This is a genomic window from Streptomyces sp. NRRL S-455 (assembly GCF_000717875.1).
GTDB lineage: Bacteria > Actinomycetota > Actinomycetes > Streptomycetales > Streptomycetaceae > Streptomyces.
In genome coordinates, this window is the sequence record NZ_JOCT01000005.1 from 136,336 (window position 1) to 157,309 (window position 20,974).

A 20,974-nucleotide genomic window follows, 5' to 3' on the forward strand; every position below is an offset into this window, starting at 1 on the left:
CAACTCGGCAAGGTTGTGGCAGGCTGCACCCGGGCAGGCCACACTCGACTAGCGGAAGCAGCGACGCACGTGACGTCGGCAGGCACCACCCGGGAGGTCCCCATGCCCGAACTGCGTGTCGTGGCCGTCTCGAATGACGGCACACGGCTGGTGCTGAAGGCTGCGGACAGCACGGAGTACACGCTTCCCATCGACGAACGGCTCCGCGCCGCCGTGCGCGGCGACCGTCCCCGCCTCGGCCAGATCGAGATCGAGGTGGAGAGCCATCTCCGCCCCCGAGACATCCAGGCCCGTATACGAGCCGGCGCGACCGCGGAAGAGGTCGCGCAACTCGCGGGCATCTCCGTCGACCGGGTCCGCCGCTTCGAGGGCCCGGTGCTCGCCGAGCGTGCGTTCATGGCCGAGCGGGCCCGCAAGACCCCGGTCCGCCGCCCCGGCGAGAACTCCGGTCCGCCGCTGGGTGAGGCCGTGCAGGAGCGGTTGCTGATGCGCGGTGTCGAGAGAGACACCGTCCAGTGGGACTCGTGGCGTCGCGACGACGGCACGTGGGAGGTCATGCTGGTCTACCGGGTCGCGGGCGAGCCCCACTCGGCGAGCTGGACGTACGACCCGCCCCGGCGGCTCGTCCAGGCCGTCGACGACGAGGCGCGCATGCTCATCGGCGAGTCCGACGACCTGGCCGCACCCGAGCCCAGCTTCCCGTTCGTGCCGCGCATCGCCCGGCTGCCGCGCGACCGGCCACTGGACCGTCCCGCCGACCGGGAGCGGCCCAGCCTGCCGGCCCAGGCGTCCGAACCGGCCGAGGAGAGCACGGGCGAGCGGGACTCGCTGACCAGCCTGCTGGAAGCGGTGCCCAGCTTCCGCGGCGACCTGGTGGTTCCGGAGCTGCCCCCGGCGGAGGCCGAGGAGGAGCCCGTCGCCGAGCCCGAGGCCGAGGAGCCCCCGGCCCCCGCGGCGTCGGCCGGTTCCGCCTACGCGGATGTCCTCATGCCGCGTTCGGTCGGCAGTCACCGCGACCGTCTCGTCGGCGCCACCGACCGGCAGGCCGAGGCCGACGGCGTCCGTCCCGGCCGCAGAGCCGCCGTGCCGAGCTGGGACGAGATCGTGTTCGGGACACGGCGCAAGAAGCAGGAGTAGCCGGGCGCCGCGGTGCTGGCACCGACCGAGTGACGCAGAGGGCCGTGTCTTCCGGGCACGGCCCTCTCCTCATAGGGACCTGCTGGGCATCCGGCTGGGATCCGGCCCCACCGCACGTCGGCCTACTCGGGATCCGGCCCCACCGCGACCGGCCGGCCCGGGTCGGAGGACCACTCCGACCACGACCCCACGTACAGCTCCGCCGGAATACCCGCGACCGCCAGCGCCAGGACCTCGTGGGCCGCGGAGACGCCCGACCCGCAGTACACGCCGACCCGGGAATCCCCGGTCACGCCCAGCCCCTTGAAACGGGCCCGCAGCTCCTCCGCGGACAGGAAGCGGCCGTCCGGCCCCACGTTCTCCGTGGTGGGCGCCGACACGGCGCCCGGAATGTGCCCCGCCACCGGATCGATCGGCTCCACCTCACCCCGGTACCGCTCCCCCGCCCGCGCGTCCAGCAGCACCCCGGACCGGGCCAACACCGCGGCGGCATCGGCGTCGAGCAGCCCCGCCGCCCCCGGCTCGGGCACGAAGCCGCCCTCCACCGGAGTCGGTACGGACTTCTCCAACGGCCCCTCCCAGGCGGGCAACCCGCCGTCGAGGACCCGCACGTCCGGGTGACCCGCCCAGCGCAGCAGCCACCACGCCCGGGCGGCCGCCCAGCCCTGGCCGCCGTCGTAGACGACCACCGGCCTCCCGGACGACACGCCCGCCCGGCGCATCGCGGCACCGAACACCGCGAGGTCGGGCAGCGGATGGCGACCACGCTCACCCGGCGCGGACGCCAACTCCCGGTCCAGGTCGACGAAGACGGCCCCGGGCAGATGCCCCGCCTCGTACGCGGCCCGGCCGTCGAACGGCGGTTCACCCGCCGCCTTGGCCACCGTGAGCTGCCAGCGGACATCGAGCAGGACCGGCGGGTTGACGCCCGTCAGGGCGTTCGCGAGTCCGGGTGCGGAGATGATGGCGTTCATGGCCCCATCCTCGCGCACGGGGGTGGCCGAGCCGCCCATGTCCGGCTACTCTGCTCGGCCGAACCGGGTCCTTGTCACATGGCGTACCGGAACAAGCACATGCTGTACAGCTGAGCGACACGTGCCGACAAGCGCGCCGCGACGGACAGCGCCCGCACATCGGGCATTCTCCCCGGGACGAGGACCGTCCTCGCGGGACGGGTCCACGAGGGCTGTGGAGAGCACGGCCGCCGCGAGGCCGAGAAGAGAGCGACGATGACCGACGCACGGGAGGCCGCCGGCCCGAACGGCGAAACACCCGCTCGGCACACGCCCGGCACGCCCTGCTGGGTGAGCCTGATGGTGCACGGACTGGCCGCGACCGAGGACTTCTACGGAGCGCTGTTCGGCTGGGAGTTCCGGCCGGGCCCTCAGCAACTCGGACCGTACGTGCGGGCGGTGCTCGACGGGCGAGAGGTCGCGGGCCTCGGCCGGCTGCCGCCCGAGCGCCATCTGCCCATCGCGTGGACCCCCTACTTCGCCTCACCGAACGCGGACCGGACGGCCGAGTCGGTGCGCAGCTGCGGTGGCACGATCGGCGTGGGCCCGCTGGACGCCGCCGACGCCGGCCGCCTCGCGATCGGCTCCGACCCCTCGGGCGCGGTCTTCGGCGTCTGGCAGGCCGGCGCGCACCTCGGCACGGCCGTGTCGGGCGTCCCCGGCACACCCGCCTGGAACGAGTTGCTGACCTTCGAGTCGGCGAGCGTCGCCAAGTTCTACCGGACGGTCTTCGGCTACGAGCAGGAATCGACGGAACCGGCCGAACCGGCGGTCTCCACCGGCTCCGACTACGTGACCCTGCGCCGTGACAGCGAGCCCGTCGCCGGCATCCACGGCCTGGGGCAGGCCCTGCCCCGCGACCGGGGCCCGCACTGGGTGACGTACTTCGAGGTCGCCGATGTCGATGACGCGCTGGCCCTTCTCGCCCGCCTGGGCGGACAGGCCCTCAGGCCGGCCCACGACACGAAGCATGGGCGCGTGGCGACGGTGACGGACCCGGAGGGGGCAGAGTTCGCGCTGCTGCAGCGGCCGCTATGACCGGCTGCCGTGCCTCTGCGCGGAGCGGCGGTCCGTGCCCTTCTGTTGCGGGAACTCGATGCCCGCACCGGGCTGGCAGAGTTCCGCGACGAGGCTCTCGACGGCTGCGTACCAGGCGCGTACCTGGGCGTGTGTCGGGCCGAGTTCGTCGTGGTGGAACTTGCAGGCCGCGCTGAGGCGGGTCCAGAGGGCGTTGACCCGGCGGGCAGGGCCGGGGCCGGAGTAGTGACGCAGGCAGAGCAGTTTCGCTCGCATGCTCACCTCGCGAAGCGAGCCTTCCCGGGTCGCGAGGGCCGCGTCGACGGCCACTTCCAGGGCGATCCGGAGTGCGTAGGCCGCACCGCGGTCGCGGCCTGCCGGGGTCAACGGGCCGTCGCGGTCCGGGGTTTCGGTGAGGAGGTCGTCGGCGGTCGCGAGGAGTGCGGCGACCGTGAGGGTGGCGGGCATCAGACGTTCACCTCCGGGGTGCGGATCCGGGCGGCGAGGGCCTCGACCCTCCGGACGAAGGCGATCGGGTCGTGCGGGAGGAAACCGCCGGGGTGCGCGCCCTGCTGGCACTGGTGGATGAGAGTTGTGCTCTCGTTGCCGTAGAGGGTGCGCAGACGGCTCCGGACCTCCTCGTCGGAGTGGACGAGGCCGTCGTCGAACAGGGCGAACGACGCGAGCGGGATGAGCCGTTCGGTCGCGTCGATGGCGGCCTGGAGGCATTCGGCGGGCTGCCCGGTGCGGTTGCGCCGGAGCCAGGCCGCCTCGACGATCGCCGTGCCCAGGGCCTCGCGGCACAGGGACGGCAGAACGTGGCGAAGGGCCGTCTCGGAGCAGTTCTGGGTGTGGGCGAGGGCCATGGCGTTGTCGATGGCCTCCTTGACCGGGTCGGTGTCGGCGGTGACGTGCACCTTGGACTTCTCGCCTCGCTCCACCTTCAGCACGGTCACCGGAAGGTTCTGGCTGCGGAAGGCGTGCGGGAGGCGGGTGTCGTGGGTGAAGACGACGACCTGCCGGTCGCGGCCGAGTTCGTCGAGCACCTGGGCCAGGCCGTCGACCTTCGCCGGGTCCATGGACTGGACGGGGTCGTCGATGACGACGAAGCCGAAGGGGCTGTCGGCCGTCGCGGTGCGGGGCAGAAACAAGGAGAGCGCGAGCGAGTGCAGTTCGCCCTGGCTCATGACGCCCTGGGCGGAAGCCTCGGTGTCGTCGACGGTGACGTCCATGATCAGCTTGCGGACGGTCGCCTTCTCGCTGCCGTGCAGGCCGACGTGGGTCAGGTCGATGCTGCTCTGCTGGCGCAGCTTCTCCCAGATCCGCTGCGTGTGGCCGGCGAAGGCGTCGACGCGGAGGTCGCGGATCTCGGTCGTGAGCTTCTTGACCCAGGTGAGGGCGGCGTTGACCGCCGTCCTGCGGGGCTTGGCGGCCTCGGCTTCCCGGGAGAGCTTCGTCCACTCGGCGAGCAGGCCGACGACCGCGTGCCAGCGCTCGTCCTTGGCCGCGAGTTCCTCGCGCGCGGCAGCGGCCACGATCGCGCACGCGTCCGTCAGCGTGACCGCCGCCTTGAGCGCGCGCTCGGCGAGTTCTGCGGGGTCGGTGATCCGGCGGCAGTCGACCCAGGCCTCCCACGGTTCGGCGAGCGCGGCCGGGATCTCGCGCGGCGGGAGGGCCAGGTCGTGCAGGGCGCGCATGGTGGTCCGCAGGCGGGCCTCGGCCTCGCGCACGGCTTCGGCCTCGCGCAGGAGGGCGGCGATCTGCGCCTCGGCGCGCGTGGCCCACTCCCGGTCCAGGACCTGTTCCGTCCCGCAGACCGGGCAGGACGTGTCGTCGACGTGGCGGTCGCTGTGGCCGAGCGCCGCCTGGAGCAGTTCGGCCCTGCTGTGGGCGTCGGCGGCCGCGGTGCCCTCCAGGTCGTCGACGTCGGCGAGGGCACTGCGCAGCGCGTCGACGGCGGCGCCGACCCGGTTCAGATCAGGGCTCTCGATCTCGGCGGCGGCCTCCAGCCGCGCCTCCCGCAGCCGGCCCTCGTCAGCCGTGGGCGCACCGGCGATCAGGGCGTCGAGCACGGCGTGGTCGGGCCCGCCCTTCTCCTCCATCGCCACGAGGGCCTTGAGCGCCCGGTCGTCGTGCCCGACCTCCTCCAGGGCCGCGTGCAGGAGCGGCTTCTTGTCCTTCTCGGCGTTGACGACGGCGTCGAGTTCCTTCTTCGCGGCCGTCAGCCGTCGCGCGGCGGCGTTGAGGTCGTCGAGGCCGAGGATGGCGGCGATATTGTCGTACATCTCGGACGGCTTGCCGTTGATCAGGTTGTCCAGGTCGGCGTACGACAGGAACGGGCGATAGGCGCGGGTCGCCTGCTCCCAGCCCGCCTGTTCCAGCGGTACGGTGCCGTGTCCCGGCCGTCTGAGCACGGCCTCGGAGTCGGTGAAGTTGTCGCCGGTCCAGGTGCGGGTGAGGGTGCTCGGCGACGGGTCGCCCTCGACGGTCAACTTGGCGTCGACGACGGTCCGTTCACCCTGGTGCAGGTTGCGCCAGCGGACGGCGTGGCTCGGGTGCTGTCCCGAGCAGTGGGCGTTGGTGCCGGTGAACAGGGTCTCGACGGCCTCGGCGATGCTCGACTTGCCGGAGCCGTTGCGTCCGACGACGAGGGTGACGCCGGGCTTGGGCTTCAGCTTGAGCAGCGCCTTCGAACCGACACCGCGGAAGCCGGTGACCGAGATGTTCCCCAGGTAGACGGGGCCTGCGGAGACGCGGGCGCCGCCTTCGACGTCCTCGGGGCCGCCGAGTGCCTCGCGGATGAGGGCTTTCACCGGGGCGGACAGCTTGCGGTCGCCGGCCAGCCGGGCCTCGACGAGCTCCGGCAGAGGCAGTGCGTTGTCGGTGGTCCGGTCCGTCGTGTCGTCCATGGGGTGTCTCCCGTGTTTCCCGTGCTGAGGTGGAAGGGGGTGAGCACCGAAAGGCACCGGCGGCGGCCGAACCGCGCCGAACCGCTGGGGTGCCTGTCGACGGACGGAACCGTAGGCGTGGAGGGAAGTAGCGCGGCATGTCCTTTTTGATAACGGCTGTTATCAGAACAGTTGAGAGTAGTGGCGTGATCATTCGAGGCGGGGAGAATACCGGTTCGCCCGCCTCGATGATCAGTTGGTTTGCCCCCGCGTCTCGCCGATCAGCCTGTCCGACTCGGCGTCCAGCGGCACCTGTTCGCGCGCACCACCGTCGTGGCTGTTCCGCTCCCGCTGAGCGGCGCGTACCTGCTCGTACTCCGCCCAGACGGTCTTGCCCGGGCCGCTCGGGCGCGGGTGCCAGTCCCATCGGGCCGCGAGCTGCGATACGAGGAGCGGCCCGCGGCCGGTCTCCTCGGCGCCGGCGGCGCTCTCCGGGAGGGCGGGGCGGGGGTTGCGTTCGGTGCGGGTGTCGGTGACCTCGACGCGTACGGTGCGGCCGTCGGGGGTGGCGTGGAGGCGGAGGTGGAAGTCCCGGCCGGGGACGTGACCGTGGCTCACGGCGTTCGCGGTGAGTTCGGCGACGATCAGCACGATCGCGTCGTGCGCGTCGCTGCCGTACGGGATGCCCCACGCGTCCAGCCGGACGGCCGCGAGACGGCGGGCGAGGCGGCTCCGCGGGGTGTGGAGGTGAAGCGCATCTCGAAGGCGCGGTCGGGCGGCGGAGGCGTCTTCAAGGAAGTGCAGGGGGTGGTGGGTTGGGTGGTGTCGGCGGGATTGATGGGTTTCGTCGTCAACCGCCGCATACGGCCTCGCCTGGTTCAAGAGCAGCTACAGCGGGACCGAGGGCGGTCAGTGTGTAGAGGTCGCAGCCGGTTCGGCTGCTGTGCGCGTTCGTGACTCGAAGGCCACCACCGGGCCCATGCTCAGGGTGTCGCGTGAGGCATGGACGGGCTTCGTTGGGCTGGCTTCGTCGAAACTGCGCGTGTGACGCTCGTACGGTCGTGAGGGCCCTGCCAGCCAGACTCTCGGTCGGCAGGGCTCTTACGTTCAGTCCTCCGGAATCCCCTTCTCGGACCACTCGTTGGCGAAGTGCTCCATCTGGCGGAGGACCAGGTCGATGGCCTCCTTCTGCTGGTCCGGCGGGTAGTTGTTGCGGGCTAGGAGGCGCTTGATGGTGCTGCGCAGGCGGGCGCGGACGGACTCGCGGGCGATCCAGTCGGGCTTGAGCTGGCGACGGACCTCGGCGACCAGTTCGCGGGCAATGCCCGCCAGCACCTCGTCGCCCATGAGGGAGCGGGCCGAGCCGTGGTCGGCGACGGCGTCGTAGAAGGCGAGTTCGCGCCAGTTCAGGGGCGGGTCGAACTTCTCACCCCGGTTGGCGTCGGCCATGACGTCCTTGGCCATCTCGACCAGCTTGGCGATGAGTTCGGCGCTGGTGTACTGCTGGCGCATGTAGCGCACCATCAGGTCCTGGAGCCGCTCGGAGAAGGTGGTCTGCCGGACGATGTTGTGCCGGGTGACCTCGCGCATCTTCCGCTCGACGAGCCGCCTCAGTGCCTCGGCCGCCAGGTGCGGGGTGTCGCTCTGCTGGAGCTGGGCGACGAGCGCGTCGGTGAGGTGGGTGAGGTCGGCGGTCTCCAGTCCGGCCTCGGCGAACAGGTCCGTCACTCCGCCCGTCTCCACCACGGACGACGTGAGCTGGGAGAGGTACAGCTCGACATCGCGCGCCACGGGGAGACCACGCGCCTCGCGCTCCATGGCGTCCAGCTTGGCCATGTAGGCGCGGACCTCGACGAGGAATTGGATGTGCCGCTTCCAGGCCGGCGTGTCCGCGAACCGGCTCCCCACCTCTTTCGAGCTGCCCGCCAGCGCCCAGAAGCGCTCCAGCCGGTAGGCGTGGTCGCGGAAGCGGCGGCCCAGGGTCTGGCGCGGGTCGTCGAGCAGGTCGGGGTTGTTGCCCTTGGTGCGGGGGTCGCGCAGGTGGTTGGCGGTCTTCAGGGCTGCGTCGACGAAAGCACGGGGGCCGGGGCGGTCCAGCAGGGGTTCCCAGGCGAAGCCGCGCAGGATGCCGGTGAGGACGTCGTACTCGTTGCGCAGCTCGTCCAGTGCGCGCTCGACATCCTGGCCGAGGGTGCGGTCCCGCTGGTCGGCCTCGGTGTACTCGGCGATGGCCCGCTGGAGGTTCTCCGTCAGCGGGGCGTAACCGACGAGGAGGCCGTCCTCCTTGCCGCGGAAACGGCGGTTGACGCGGGCCAGGGCCTGCATCAGGTTGGCGCCCTTGAGCGGCCGGTCCAGGTACATGGTGTGGATCGGCGGGGCGTCGAAGCCGGTCAACAGCATGTTGTTGACGATGAGCAGTTCCAGCTCGTCGTCGGGGTCCTTGGCCCGGTTGATGACGGCCTTGCGGCGGCTGTCGGTCAGCGCGTGGGCGAGCAGCGCGTCCGAGTCCTTGCGGGAGTTCGACGAGAAGACGATCTTCATCGTGCCCTTCTCGAACTCGTCGCTGTGCCACTCGGGACGCAGCTCGCGCAGGGCGTCGTAGACGCGGACGCAGATCTCGCGCGTCGCGCACACCACCATCGCCTTGCCGGGCGCCCCACCCGACTCGGAGGCACCGACGAACGGCTTCATCCGCTCCCGGCGGGCCTCCCAGTGCTCCACCAGGTCAGCGGCCAGGTCCCGTATGCGGGCCGGTGCGCCGTACATGGCGTTCATGGTCGCCACGGCCTGCTCGACGCGGCGGCGCTCGGTGTCGTCGAGGCCGTCGGTGATGCGGTCGGCCTCCTCGTCGATGGTGGTCGGATCGACGTCGCGGTCCAGGACGAGCTGGATCACGCGGCTCTCGTGGTAGACCTTCACGGTCGCGCCGTCGTCGGCGGCCCGCTTGAGGTCGTAGACGTCGATGTAGTCGCCGAACACCTCGCGGGTGTTGCGGTCGGCCTCCGAGATCGGGGTGCCTGTGAAGGCGAGCAGCGTGGCGTGCGGGAGCGCGTCGCGCAGGTGGCGGGCGAGGCCGTTGAGGTCGTCGTAGTGGCTGCGGTGGGCCTCGTCGACGATCACGACGATGTTCCGGCGGTCGGAGAGCATCGGGTGGTCGGTGCCCGACTCCCGCTCCTCCTTGGTCCTGCCGAACTTCTGGAGCGTGGTGAAGAGGATCCCTCCCGTCCTCTTCGCCGCGAGCTCTTCTCGGAGTTCGGCGCGGGTGACGACCTGCTTCGGCGTCTCCGGGAGGATCTCGCTTTCCTGGAACGTCGAGTAGAGCTGGTCGTCGAGGTCCGTGCGGTCCGTGACGACCACGACGGTGGGGTTCAGCAGGGCCGGGTCCCGCATCACCATGGTGGCGGTGAGGACCATCTCCTCCGACTTGCCGGAGCCCTGGGTGTGCCAGACGACACCGGCCTTGCCGTCACTGGCGGAGGCCGTGCGGACGTGGTCGGCGGCGCGGGTGACCGCGTGGTACTGGTGCGGTTTCGCGATCCGCTTCATCCGCTTCGATGGCACGAAGTTGATGAAGGACCGGATCAGTTCGAGGAAGCGGGACTGGGTGAACAGGCCGTGCAGCGCCAGGTTCTGCCCCGACTCCGAGAAGCCGTCGGCGGTCAACGGGTCGACGCGGGCGCCGAACTCGTCCGTGTTCCAGGGGGCGAAGTGCTCGTACGGCGTGAACGGCGTGCCGTACTTCGCGGTGATGCCGTCGGAGAGCAGGACGACTGCGTTGTAGCGGAACGCGGTCGGGAACTCCTGGACGTACCGCGCCACCTGGGCGTGGGCCGTCTGGAGCGTCGCGTCCTCGTCGCCGGCGCGCTTCAGCTCGATGGCGGCGAGGGGCAGGCCGTTGACGTACAGGATGACGTCGAAGCGGCGGTTCTTGTCGCCGTCGATCACCGTGACCTGGTTGAGGGCGCGGTACGTGTTCGCGTCCGGGTCGGCCAAGTCGAGGAGGCGGATGGTGGGGTTGTGCTCGGCGCCGTGGGAGTCGGTGTAGGTGACGGACCGTATGCCGGTGGTGAGGTGGCGGTGGGCGGCGCGGTTCTCCTCGTAGGTGTCCTGGGAGCCGGGGGTGGCGGCGGTCGCCATGGCTTCGCGGACGGCGTCCGGGGGCAGGTCCGGGTTCAGGCGCTCGATCGCCTCCTGGAGGTCCGGGTAGAGGATCAGGTCGTCCCAGGACTTCCGGTGGTCGGAGCCGGGGGCGAACGCATTACCGGAGGCCGGCTGCCAGGCCAACTCGGCCAGCTCGTCGAGGGCGAGAATCTCCCAGTCGGCCTCGGTGGGGCGGCGGTGGGTTCTGCCGTCAGGCTCATTTCCGTCGTGGGGCGTCGTCATGTGGCGTCCTCGACAATCTTCTCGGCGTCCTTGACGCGGAGGCGGCCGGACATGAGTTGGGGGAGGAGGGTGTCGCGGAGGGTGGCGAGGGCCCGGGACTCATGCACAGCCTGACCAGCCCTCGCTTCAAGGGAATCAAGCTTGGGGCGAAGCTCACGCTGCCGCTCCTTACTGGGGAGAGAGATCTCCAGCTCACCCAGCTGCGTGCGACGAAGTTCGGTCTGGCCGGTACTGCCCTCGCCCATCGCCTCGATCTCGGGCTGTGCGCGAAGCATGGCAAATCCTGCGCAAATGGGATCCACCTGGGCCTCGTCGAACCTCACGATAGTGATGTGCGAATCGACCGTCGCGGCCTCGTCGGAAGTCCACAGTGCAACCCGGCCGAGCGTGCCGACACCGGTCGAATTCACCAAGACGTCGTTTCTCACCAGCAGTTTGGGAGCCTTCACCTTGTCTCGAAGTGTGCGACGCGCGGGGGTGAGGCTCACGCGCCCGCCTCGAATACACTTCTGATTCAAGACCATCAGCTCGTCCGGCGATTCAGAATACTTCGGCGCGACGCCTCGGGTAAGAACGCACGACACTGATTCGACACTGACCTCCATGCCCGCTTCCTGTGCAACCGCTTGAGCGAAGAGAGCAAGACCGAGTTCACGCGAGGTGATGACGATGCGCTCGTTGACAGCAATCATGTCATCCAGCGCCCCGAGCAGGGCAGAAATTTCCACTTGCCTGCGCAGCGGAGGAATGGGCACCTGCAGCTTTTTCAGGTCACTGCCCCTAATGCCTGCCGCAGCAACCTGATTGATGATCGTCTCGATGTTTCGCCGGCCCTTCGCCGACCTGAAGTAGTAGTAGATGAAGCGCGGGTCCGCGAGCTTCCTGTTGATTCGGGCGCGAATAAGGTGGCTTTCCCAGGTGCGAGGCCTTTCCGAAGCCCCCACGAGCACGCATCTACCTGCGCCCTCATAGGTCAGAGATTGGCGGGCGAAAAGGAGATCACCCTCGGCCAGGAGGGAGTTGCCAAGTTCGTGCTCCTTCAACGGGACAAGTTCGCATTCCTGGTCCCGAATGATGTCGTATGCGAAGATTTCCCGCATGTTGACCATCGGAATGCCTTGGCCTCGCATTTTCGAAGGATAGCTGACGCCGTTTCGCAACGGGCTGCTGAGGATCTCTTCGAAGCGGACCGTACGCCATTCAGACATGAATGGCCCCCAACTGCTCGCGAATCGACTTCTCCAACTCCGCCGACTCGTCGAACAGCCCAAACAGTTCCTCCGTCAGCTCGCTGATCCGCTCGGCGACAGCCTCCGCATCTTCTTCCTCAGCCTCGGCAGCTCCCACATACCGCCCCGGCGTCAGAACGTACCCGTGCTCCCGGACCTCCTCGAGGTCGGCCGAGTAGCAGTAGCCCAGCACATCCTCGTAGGTCAGTCCCGCCTCACCCGCCGATGCCGTGCCCCGCCAGGCGTGATATGTGTCGGCAATCTTCCGGAGGTCCTCCTCCGAAAAGGCGCGCTCTGTCCGGTCGACCATCTCGCCCGTCTCCCGGGCGTCGATAAACAGGATCTCGTTCCGTCGGTCGTCCAACCGCCGCGCACCCTGCGGAGACTTATCCTTGGAAAGGAACCACAGGCAAGCAGGGATCTGCGTCGTACGGAACAGCTGGGGCGGCAGCGCCACCATGCACGCCACCAGATCGGCCTCGATCAGAGCCTGCCTGATCTCGCCCTCGCCGCTGGACTGAGAGTTCATGGAGCCGTTGGCCAGGACAATGCCCGCCGTGCCCCTCTCCCCCAGCTTGGAGATCATGTGCTGAAGCCAGGCATAGTTGGCGTTGTTCTTCGGCGGGACGCCGTACCTCCACCTCGGATCAGTCTCGTCCCTCGCCCAGTCCTTGATGTTGAAGGGCGGGTTGGCCATCACGAAGTCGGCCTTGAGGTCCGGGTGCTTGTCATCGGCGAAGGTGTCGCCCCAGCGGGCGGCGAGGTTGCCGTCGATGCCGTGGATGGCGAGGTTCATCTTGGCCAGGCGCCAAGTGCGCTCGTTCAGCTCCTGGCCGTAGACCGAGATGTCGGCCTTGTGGCCACGCCCCCGGTGCGCCTCGACGAACTTGGCGGCCTGCACGAACATGCCACCCGACCCGCACGCCGGGTCGTACACCCGCCCCTCGTACGGCTCCAGGATCTCGACGATCAGCCGGACGACAGAGCTCGGCGTATAGAACTCGCCACCCCGCTTGCCCTCGGCCCGCGCGAAGTTACCCAGGAAGTACTCGTACACCTCACCCAGCAGATCCTGCGCCGGCTTGTCCCCGCTGCCGCCGAACCGAGCGTCGCTGATCAGATCGACGAGTTCACCGAGGCGCTTCTGGTCGACGCGGTCCTGGTTGAAGATCTTGGGGAGGACTCCGGTCAGGGAGGCGTTCTCCCGCATGATGGCGTCCATCGCCTCGTCGAGGAGCTTGCCGACGCCCTGGGCCTTCGCGTGCGTGGCGATCCAGGACCAGCGGGCGGTCTCCGGGACCCAGAAAACGTGCGCGCCGGTGTACTCGTCACGGTCCTCCAGGAAGTCGTCGAGGCGGTCCTCGGCGATGCCCTCCTCCATCAGTTCCTTGGCGAGCTCGGTGCGGCGCTCGTCGAAGGCGTCCGAGACGTACTTCAGGAAGATCAGGCCGAGGACGAACTCCTTGTACTGGGCGGCGTCGATGGAGCCGCGCAGCTTGTCCGCCGCTTTCCAGAGGATGTCCTGGATCTCCTTGGCGGTGGAGGCGCTGAACAGCTCCGCCTGGTCGGCGGGCTTGCCTTTACTTGCGGGCATCGGGTGGACCGTCTCCTTCAGGGGTGTCGGTGTACGGAAGTGGCTGGATGGTGAGCGTGCCGTCGGTCATGCCGGCCGCCATCACGCGGGTCAGGTCGTCGAGCGCGGCCGTCTGCTCGCGCAGCAGCGCCGACCGTGCCTCGATCTCCGCGAGGACGCCCTCGTACAAGTCGGCCTCGGCGCCGCTCAGGTCGGGGAGGACCAGATCCTCGATACGGCGGGACGCGCGCACGGCCCCGCTGATGCGGGCGTGCTCCCCCGCCGCAGCGCGCAACAGCGCCGCCAGCACCCGGGGTCGTACCGGCGGGTCCGCGTCGGGATGCACGCGCAGGATGCGGGCCGGGGCCGCGACCAGCGAGACGCCCTCCGTGTCGACGTACACGCCGAAGTGCGGGTGGGCGGTGACCACAAGGTCCCCGGGTTCGGTGAACTGGGCGTGCTCGTACGCGGTGAGGAGGATGCCTCGGTCGATGCGCCGACCGCCCACACGAGCGGTGCCGAGGATCTCCTCGGGGGTGAGAACCGTGTAGTGGCCCTCAGGGGTGAGGTGTTCGGGCGCGAAGCGGTGGCCGGGGCGGCGACGCAGCCGACGGGTACGCAGGAGGCGATCCACAGTCGTACGGCGTACCGGCTGCGTCTCGGGGCGCAGCTCCGCGTGGGCGTGCAGCCGGAGTTCTCCTTGTCGCGCACGCTCCTGCAGCTCACTCAGCCGGCGTTCCAGGTCCGCGATGACGGCCGGGCGTTCTACCACCGTCCGCGTGTGACGGGACGCGAGCGTGCGGTGCTGCGGGGTGAACGCGGCACCGGGACGGTCGTCGAGGTCCGTGCCGTGGACGATGGCGGCGTGGCGGGGTTCGTGACGCCGGTCGGAGGACCAGCCCGAGGCGCGCCAGATGGCGATGTCCTCGGCGAGGGCGTCGAGCACGGGCTCGGTGAGCGGCCGGGCGGAGTAGTCGGCAAGCAGGACGAGGCCCGTGCGCTGCTCCTCGGGAACACGGGCGAGGACCCAGACCGCCGTGCGGTAGCCGGGGCGGTAAGCGTACGCGCCGTCGGGGAGGCTGATCGCCGCCTTGAGTAAACCGGGCTTGAGGAACGAGCGGCGCAGGCGGTCGGCGTCGCCGTGCCGGGCGAGGGGGCCGGTGAGGACGTCGGCGGGGCCGAGGACGACGGCGGTGGCTCCGGTGTCGAGGTAGTCGGTGAGGGCGGCGACCTGCTCCAGGACGGCCTTCGCGTCACGGGTCTCGGCGGCCTCGTACGGCAGGGCGCAGACGAGGAGGTTCGGGTAGCCCCACTCGTCGGCGGTCAGTTCCTCGCCCTCGACGACGTCGAGCCGGAACTCGTACACCCCGCGCACCAGCATCCGCCGACGGACCATGCGCACTCGGGCCGGATCTGGGTCGGCGGCGAGGTAGAGGTGACCGGAGTCCTCGGCGGCGTGGTCGTGGAGGGCGGCCGGGAGGTCGCCGGCGCGGGCATGCGGGACGGCGATCACCGCACCCTCGTCGAGGGTGTCGACCCCGGAGAGCGCGACGAGGGCGCGAACCACGGCCGGAGTGGGCCCGTCGGCGGCCGGGTCGTGGGCGCCGAGGCGGGGGCGCGCCTGGAGGATCCAGTCGAAGGCCTCGGCGGGGTTGTACGCGGCGTCGATCAGCTCGTCGGCGAGTGCGGCGAGGGCCGGGCCGGTGCGCTCCGGGTCGGGCAGGGCCCGCAGCTCGGAGAGGAGGAAGCAGTCGTCGGGGTCGAGGTCGGCGGCCCGATCCAGGACGGTGCTCCAGGGGCGGCCGTCAGCGACCCGGGCGTCGAGCTGCTGGTGCAGGCAGACCAGAGAGGTCAGCGCGCCGAGCAGGACGGACGCGGACAGGGCCGGGGTGCGCCAGGCGGCCAGGGTGTGCAGGGCGAGCTCGGCGCGGAGTCGGCGGGGATCGGTGTTGCCGCGGCCGGTGGAGGCGAGCCAGTCGACGACGGCGCGGGCGTCGAAGAGCGGACGCCCGTCCTCGTGGGTCACGGGTGCGGGGAAGTCGGGATGCCGGCGAGCCCACGTGGTGGGCACCGGGCGCTTGACCTGGGCGAGGGCGGCGATCTCGGCGTAAGTGATCCGCCAGGCCGGGGTTTCGGGCAGGATGGCGGAGGACGTCTGCGCGGCCGTGTGCGTCGTCATCGGACGTGTCCCCCCTCTCCCCTGGGTTGCCGAGGCCGGCTTCCTCGCCTCGCGGTCCGCCCCCTTCATGGGCAGGCGTCAGCAATCTACAGCGAGGTCGCCAGACACAGGAAAACCCACTTGATAATACGGGTTATCAGCTATCTCATCACCGCGACCCCGGAACGGCGGGCACCTTGTGACCACCACGCGCCACAACGCCGACCGGAGGATCACCGCGATGAGCAACCCGCCCTCGACACCGCCCAGCACCCCGCAGCCCTCCGGCTCCGAAAACGCACCGAGCTGGGGCGCCGTACCGCCGATGCCCGCCACGCCGGGCGGTGCCGGGCAGCCTCCGGCGGGCATGCCGGCGGGACCGAAGCCGTCGCGCCGCAAGGCATGGCTCACCCACGGCGCGACCGCGCTCGTCGCCCTCGTGATCGGAGCCGGCATCGGCGGCGACGGGGACTCCGGCGGCAAGGACGACTCCGCCGCTCCCGCACCGGCCGCCACTGTCACCGAGACCGTGTCCGCCGAAGCCGGTGAACCGGAACCGGCCCCCAAGGCCACCGAGAAGGGCAAGGCCACCCCGAAGCCCGCCGAGAAGTCCGGACCGGCCACCACGGTCGAGGGCGACGGCCAGTACCTCGTCGGCGAGGACATGCAGGCCGGCACCTACAAGACCGCGGGGCCCGACAAGGACGGCATCATCGACAACTGCTACTGGGCACGTACCAAGGACGCCTCCGGGGAGTTCGAGGCGATCATCGCCAACGACAACCTCGAGGGCCAGGGCCGCGTGACGGTCAACAAGGGCGAGTACTTCGAGACCAACGGCTGCCAGGAGTGGACCAGGGTCGGCTGACCTGGCGTCGCACACGCCGCCGCATTCGTGGGGGGGCGCGGCGGACGCGGGGCGGGCGGCCCGGCAGAGCCCCTGACCGCCCGCCCCGGCTCTTCTCTCCAGCATCCATGCCGGTAACCGATATCCCTCGCGGGTCACGCTCTCGGCGGGTGGAGCCCTGGCCGAGTACCGGCGGGTACGGGACCGCCGCCGAGTTCGGCAACCGCCCGCGTCCCCAGGCCCTCCGCCGCACCGCTCCCCCTCGTGACCTCACCCTTCGTACCGAAAGGAAGTCCCGCGATGCCCGTCCCGGAGCAGCAGCCGCACACCCCTCCCCCGAGCACGATTCCCGAGAAACCCGGGGTCGCGCCCGAGGAGTCGGAGTCAGCGTCCGCCTCCGTCTCCCTCTGGTCGCGGCTGTCGCGCGGCACGGTCCTCGCGATCGGGGCCGGGCTCGGCGCCGCCGTCGTGGGAGCGTGCTGGGCAGGGGTGTCGCTGGCCGGTGGCAACGGGGCCGACACACCCGAGGCCGGTACGACCGGTTCGCCCTCCGTGAGAGCCGAGCAGGACGCGGACGTGGAGGGGCCGTTCAGCACCGACGGAACCCTCACCGTCGCCGGGATCGGTGCCGGTCTGGAGTCCGAGGAGCTGTGCTCCGGGACGGGCGGCTACTCCGACATCGACTTCGGCACCCAGGTCAACGTCACCGACGCCGCCGGAACCCTCGTCGCCGTGGGGAGCCTGGGCTTCGGCGAGAAGACGGAGCAAGGCTGCGAGTTCCCCTTCACGGTCGACGACATCACGCCGGGCTCGAAGTTCTACACGGTCGAGGTCTCCCACCGCGGCGGTCTCACCCAGACCGAGGACGAACTGCGCGCGGGCGGCCTCGCGTTCACTCTCGGTGACTGAACGGGCAAACTGCGCTGGGAGATTGCTCGGTTTCCGGCTTCTGCATTCCCACTTCTTTCGGAACTTGTCACTGAACGATGTACCTCACCCACGTGTCGGCTGATAGGGCACCGTGGAACCGGCGATCACAGTCGAAAGGGAGAACCTCGAATGAGCACGTACGCCGACCCACTCGTCGACGATGCGATCCCGATGAGCGCGTACGAGAGGCAGGTATGGGTCGCGCTCAACGAGCACTGGCAGCGCCGCGACGACCGCCGTGGTCTGCCGAACTGGGCGAGCAACGCGCTCGGCCGCACCGGTGAGGTCGCGGGAAACGCCGCACGACGGGTCAAGGACGCCGTGCCGGAGGCGGTCGCGGAGCCCATCCGTCGCGCAGGCGACGCGGTCGCCGACACGGCCCTGCGACCGGCGCTCGCGGGCGCGGCGGCGTTGCTCGAGCTGGTCAACGACAAGGCCATGGATCTCAATGACCCGAAGAGCGTTGAGGACCTCGCCCGCAAGCAGGGCCTTGAGATCGACAGTTTCACCGAACTGCGGCAGCAGGACCTCAAGGTCTGCGACCGGCTGCTGACCCGCAACACCCTCAGGTGGCGGACCACCGGCGCGGTCGAAGGCGGCGCCATGGGTCTGCTGGCCACGGTCCCCGTCGCCGGTACCCTCACCGCGATGACGGCGGACATCCTCGTCGTCCAGGTCCTGAGCACGTCGATAGCGGCGCGCATCGCGTACTCCTACGGCTACGACGCCAAGGACCCCAAGGAGCAGGACTTCATCCAGCGCCTCGTCCAACGGTCATTCATGGCCCAGGCGGCCAAAGCCAGGCCGCTGCGCGACGTCGCACGGGCGGCGGACGCGGTCAAGGGACGCGTGAACTGGTCACAGAAGCTGCGCAACGACCACCGCCTCCTGGCCGCCCTCGAGAAGTTGATGAAACAGCTGGGCCCAGCGGGCTCAAGGGTGCCCGTCAAGAACGTGGCCAAGGTCGTGCCGTTCGTGGGGGTCCTCATCGGTGCCGGGATGAACTCTGCGATCCTCGGCAGGGTGGCCGCCGACGCGCAGCGGTACTGCCAGACCCGGTTCCTGTGCGACAAGTACGGGCTGCCGCTGCCGACCGCCTTGGCGACCGACTGGGACGACGACTCCCAGACCGACACCATGTGAGCGACGGCCGCCGGGTCCGCGATGCCGCCTCTCGGGGTATCCACCCACATGAGACGTGCCGGTAGAGGGTCTGCCGAGAGAATGCGAGGTCCGTGGTCGCAGAGGAGACACGGCGCCGGACGGCTTCGCCTCCCGGACGGGGTCAGGCCGAAGTGATGGGCAGGACGTCCGGGGACAGGGCCGCCGCGCGGGCCGTCGCCGCCGTCATACGGCGGCGGTGGTGGCGGCGGCAGAGGACCTCGTAGCCGATGTCGTCGGGCTGGTTGACGTCGCCGACGACGACTTGGGCGCCCTCGACCACCATCTGACCGCCTATGGTGCGGGCGTTGTGCGTGGCGCGGGCGCCGCACCAGCACAGCGCCTCGACCTGCAGCACCTCGACCCGGTCGGCCAGTTCCACCAGCCGCTGGGAGCCGGGGAACAGCTTGGAGCGGAAGTCGGTCGTGATGCCGAAGGCGTACACGTCCAGGCCCAGGTCGTCCACCACGCGCGCGAGCTGGTCGATCTGCTCCGGCGCGAGGAACTGCGCCTCGTCGGCGATCACGTAGTCCGCGCGGCCGCCGTGCGAGAGGTGGTCGACGAGGTAGGCGTAGAGGTCCTGGCCGTCCTCGACCTCCACGGCGTCGGTGACCAGGCCCAGCCGCGACGACAGCTTGCCCTCGCCCGCGCGGTCGTCCCGCGAGAAGATCATGCCCGACAGGCCGCGCGCCGAGCGGTTGTGCTCGATCTGGAGAGCCAGGGTCGACTTCCCGCAGTCCATCGTTCCGGAGAAGAACACCAGCTCGGGCATGGAGAGTTGTGCGCCTTTCGGTGTAGCGGGGGGTGGCGGGACGTCAGGAGCGTACTTCGAGCAGGGGGACCAGCTGCTCGGCAGGGGTCATCGAGCCGTGGTTGCCGACCATCGCCGACTCCTTCGGCTCCCGCTGGGAGGCGATGAGCAGGACGTCGTCGCGCGCGGCGGCGATGACGTCGCCGATACGGCCGTGGACCCGTTTGTCGATGTGCGGGCCGAACCAGCCCGCCGCGATGGCCTCGTCGCGTGAGGCCACCCAGAACTGCTCGCCGAGCACCTCGCGCCAGCAGGTCAGGACGTCGTTCGCGGCGCCGGGCACCGCGTAGACGTGCCGGGCGCGGCCCTCGCCGCCGAGCAGGGCGACTCCGGCGCTCAGTTCCCAGTCCTCGTCGAAGTCGATGCGGTGCTGCTCGTCGAAGGGCACGTCGATCATGCCGTGGTCGGCGGTGACGTAGAGCGCGCTGTGCGGCGGCAGTTGCTCGGCGAGGCGCTGGACCAGGCGGTCGGCGTACATGAGCTGGCCGCGCCAGGTGTCGGAGTCGACGCCGTAGCGGTGGCCGGCGCCGTCCACTTCGGCGAAGTACGTGTAGACCAGGGAGCGGTCGTCGGCGGCGAGTTGCTCGGCCGCCAGGTCGACGCGGTCCTCGCCGGAGAGCCGCCCGAGGAACGTTCCGCCGCTGAGCGCCACCTTGGTCAGCGGGGTGTGCTCGAAGGTGGGGGACGACACCTGCGCGGCGTGCACGCCCGCCCGGTGCGCCAGCTGGAAGACCGTCGGGTAGGGCTGCCAGGGGCCGGGCGGGGCCCACGGCTGCCAGCGCAGCTGGTTCATCAGCTCGCCGGTGTCGGGGTTGCGCACGGTGTAGCCGGGCAGGCCGTGCGCGCCGGGCGGCAGGCCGGTGCCGACGGAGGCGAGGGAGGTCGCCGTGGTCGCCGGGTAGCCGGCGGTGAGCGGACGCCCGGTGCCGCCGCGCGAGGTGGCGAGCAGGGACGTCATGAAGGGGGCGTCCTCGGGGTGCGCCTTGAGCTGCTCCCAGCCGAGGCCGTCGATCAGGAACACGCAGTTCCGGTCGGCGGGGGTGAGCTCGGAGATCGCGGCGGTCATGCCGGGCACGTCCATGCCCGCGGCCAGTGTGGGCAGGAGGTCGGCGAGTGAGCCGCTGCCGTATTCGGGGACCGGCGCGGAGGAGACGGTGAGCGGTTCGGGGTGCTGGTCCCAGGCCGTGGGGAGCTGTGTCATCAGCGGGTGGTGTCCGCGGTCGCCTCGGAGAGGGCCTGCGCGAAGGCGAGTGCCTGGCGCACGGTCTCCGGCCCGTCCCCGGCCTCGCTGACGCGCAGGCTGAGGTCGTCCGCCGTCGAGTTGCCGGTGTAGCCGTGGTCCGCCTCGCAGTTGGGGTCGCCGCAGGCGGCCGGCTCCAGGTCGATGCGGGAGACGGCGCCCCAGCCGATGGTGAGGACGACCTCGCGGGGCAGGGTGCCCGGCTTGTACGACTCCGGGTTGGCGACCACGCGGCTGACCACGATCGAGGAGATGCGCCCGAGCTTCACGGACTCCGTGGACGTGGTGGCATACGGCGTCGGGGAGGTGCTGTCGGCGGCCTGTTCGTCGGTGTGGCTGACGATGAAGCGGTGGTCCGTGAGGACGAGCACCGTCACATGGCGCCGGACCTCGTTCTGGTCGAACGTCGTCTCCTGGTGGACCAGGTACGACCGGATGGGATCGCCGCCCACCGCGGCCTCCACCGCCTCGGCCACGAGGGCCGGGTAGTAGCCGCTGCGCTCGATCGCCGCCCGCAGCCCCTGGGTCGTCGTACTGGTCTTGGCCATGAGGCCCATCCTACGGGGGACCACTGACTGCGAGGGACA

Annotated in this window: 16 protein-coding genes and 1 pseudogene; 6 read left to right on the plus strand and 11 right to left on the minus strand. The window is 70.4% G+C overall.

From position 1 onward, the window contains the following. Nucleotides 1–102 precede the first annotated feature (102 nt). Nucleotides 103–1,137 carry a septation protein SepH gene (gene sepH, locus IE97_RS0110125; protein WP_030235174.1) on the plus strand — a complete coding sequence of 345 codons (1,035 nt, stop codon included), beginning with the start codon at nt 103–105 and terminating at the stop codon, nt 1,135–1,137. A gap of 122 nt (nt 1,138–1,259) precedes the next feature. Here the strand turns inward: sepH and IE97_RS0110130 are convergent, their stop codons facing one another. Then, complete coding sequence (locus IE97_RS0110130) at nt 1,260–2,111, minus strand: sulfurtransferase (RefSeq protein WP_030235176.1); 852 nt, start codon at nt 2,109–2,111, stop codon at nt 1,260–1,262. A gap of 255 nt (nt 2,112–2,366) precedes the next feature. Here IE97_RS0110130 and IE97_RS0110140 point away from each other — a divergent pair, with 255 nt between their 5' ends. After that, a complete protein-coding gene (locus IE97_RS0110140; RefSeq protein ID WP_030235179.1) occupies nt 2,367–3,188 on the plus strand; it encodes a VOC family protein in 822 nt (273 codons plus the stop codon). Here IE97_RS0110140 and IE97_RS38350 read toward each other — a convergent pair. From IE97_RS38350 to IE97_RS38355, 3 genes are all read right to left on the minus strand, one after another. Beyond that, complete coding sequence (locus IE97_RS38350; RefSeq protein WP_051704905.1) at nt 3,183–3,635, minus strand: hypothetical protein; 453 nt, start codon at nt 3,633–3,635, stop codon at nt 3,183–3,185. The two genes, IE97_RS0110140 and IE97_RS38350, sit on opposite strands and share 6 nt — an antisense overlap. Further along, nucleotides 3,635–6,076: an AAA family ATPase gene (locus IE97_RS0110150; protein WP_030235185.1), complete on the minus strand. Its 2,442-nt coding sequence runs from the start codon at nt 6,074–6,076 to the stop codon at nt 3,635–3,637. The genes IE97_RS38350 and IE97_RS0110150 overlap by 1 nt, the downstream gene beginning before the upstream one ends. Before the next feature lie 231 nt (nt 6,077–6,307). Further along, complete coding sequence (locus IE97_RS38355) at nt 6,308–6,937, minus strand: ATP-binding protein (RefSeq protein ID WP_324605876.1); 630 nt, start codon at nt 6,935–6,937, stop codon at nt 6,308–6,310. Between IE97_RS38355 and IE97_RS40065 the strand changes: the two are divergent. After that, nucleotides 6,903–7,103 (plus strand): annotated as a pseudogene (locus IE97_RS40065) (DUF397 domain-containing protein); the annotation flags it as partial. The gene IE97_RS38355 and the pseudogene IE97_RS40065 overlap by 35 nt on opposite strands. A 59-nt stretch (nt 7,104–7,162) precedes the next feature. Here IE97_RS40065 and IE97_RS0110160 read toward each other — a convergent pair. The 4 genes from IE97_RS0110160 to IE97_RS0110175 are packed head-to-tail and all read right to left on the minus strand — an operon-like array spanning nt 7,163 to nt 15,419. Further along, nucleotides 7,163–10,438, minus strand: a complete 3,276-nt coding sequence (locus tag IE97_RS0110160) for a type I restriction endonuclease subunit R (protein WP_030235188.1) — start codon at nt 10,436–10,438, stop codon at nt 7,163–7,165. Next, nucleotides 10,435–11,646 (minus strand): restriction endonuclease subunit S, encoded by a 1,212-nt coding sequence (locus tag IE97_RS39235; protein ID WP_078603158.1) that lies wholly within the window; start codon nt 11,644–11,646, stop codon nt 10,435–10,437. Before IE97_RS39235 ends, IE97_RS0110160 begins: the two co-directional genes overlap by 4 nt. Next, complete coding sequence (locus tag IE97_RS0110170) at nt 11,639–13,261, minus strand: type I restriction-modification system subunit M (protein ID WP_030235194.1); 1,623 nt, start codon at nt 13,259–13,261, stop codon at nt 11,639–11,641. Before IE97_RS0110170 ends, IE97_RS39235 begins: the two co-directional genes overlap by 8 nt. Beyond that, entirely contained in the window at nt 13,248–15,419 is a 2,172-nt protein-coding gene (locus IE97_RS0110175) for a hypothetical protein (protein WP_051704907.1), read from the minus strand. Before IE97_RS0110175 ends, IE97_RS0110170 begins: the two co-directional genes overlap by 14 nt. 220 nt (nt 15,420–15,639) lie before the next feature. On the opposite strand from IE97_RS0110175, the gene IE97_RS0110180 reads away from it, so the two are divergent. The 3 genes from IE97_RS0110180 to IE97_RS0110190 all read left to right on the plus strand — a co-directional run bounded on the left by IE97_RS0110180 (nt 15,640) and on the right by IE97_RS0110190 (nt 18,318). Next, on the plus strand, nt 15,640–16,266 hold the full coding sequence (locus tag IE97_RS0110180; protein WP_234324081.1) for a hypothetical protein: 627 nt from the start codon (nt 15,640–15,642) through the stop codon (nt 16,264–16,266). A 279-nt stretch (nt 16,267–16,545) separates the two neighbouring features. Further along, the gene (locus IE97_RS39595; RefSeq protein WP_051704908.1) at nt 16,546–17,154 is read left to right on the plus strand and encodes a hypothetical protein; all 609 of its coding nucleotides are present in this window, start codon (nt 16,546–16,548) and stop codon (nt 17,152–17,154) included. Nucleotides 17,155–17,304: 150 nt separating this feature from the next. Then, on the plus strand, nt 17,305–18,318 hold the full coding sequence (locus IE97_RS0110190) for an EcsC family protein (protein ID WP_030235204.1): 1,014 nt from the start codon (nt 17,305–17,307) through the stop codon (nt 18,316–18,318). Between the two features lie 142 nt (nt 18,319–18,460). Here IE97_RS0110190 and IE97_RS0110195 read toward each other — a convergent pair whose 3' ends face one another. The 3 genes from IE97_RS0110195 to IE97_RS0110205 are packed head-to-tail and all read right to left on the minus strand — an operon-like array spanning nt 18,461 to nt 20,935. Next, entirely contained in the window at nt 18,461–19,108 is a 648-nt protein-coding gene (locus IE97_RS0110195) for a thymidine kinase (RefSeq protein WP_030235207.1), read from the minus strand. Nucleotides 19,109–19,151: 43 nt separating this feature from the next. After that, on the minus strand, nt 19,152–20,348 hold the full coding sequence (locus tag IE97_RS0110200; RefSeq protein WP_030235210.1) for an alkaline phosphatase family protein: 1,197 nt from the start codon (nt 20,346–20,348) through the stop codon (nt 19,152–19,154). Beyond that, entirely contained in the window at nt 20,348–20,935 is a 588-nt protein-coding gene (locus IE97_RS0110205; protein ID WP_030235213.1) for a DUF5998 family protein, read from the minus strand. Before IE97_RS0110205 ends, IE97_RS0110200 begins: the two co-directional genes overlap by 1 nt. Nucleotides 20,936–20,974: the final 39 nt, after the last annotated feature.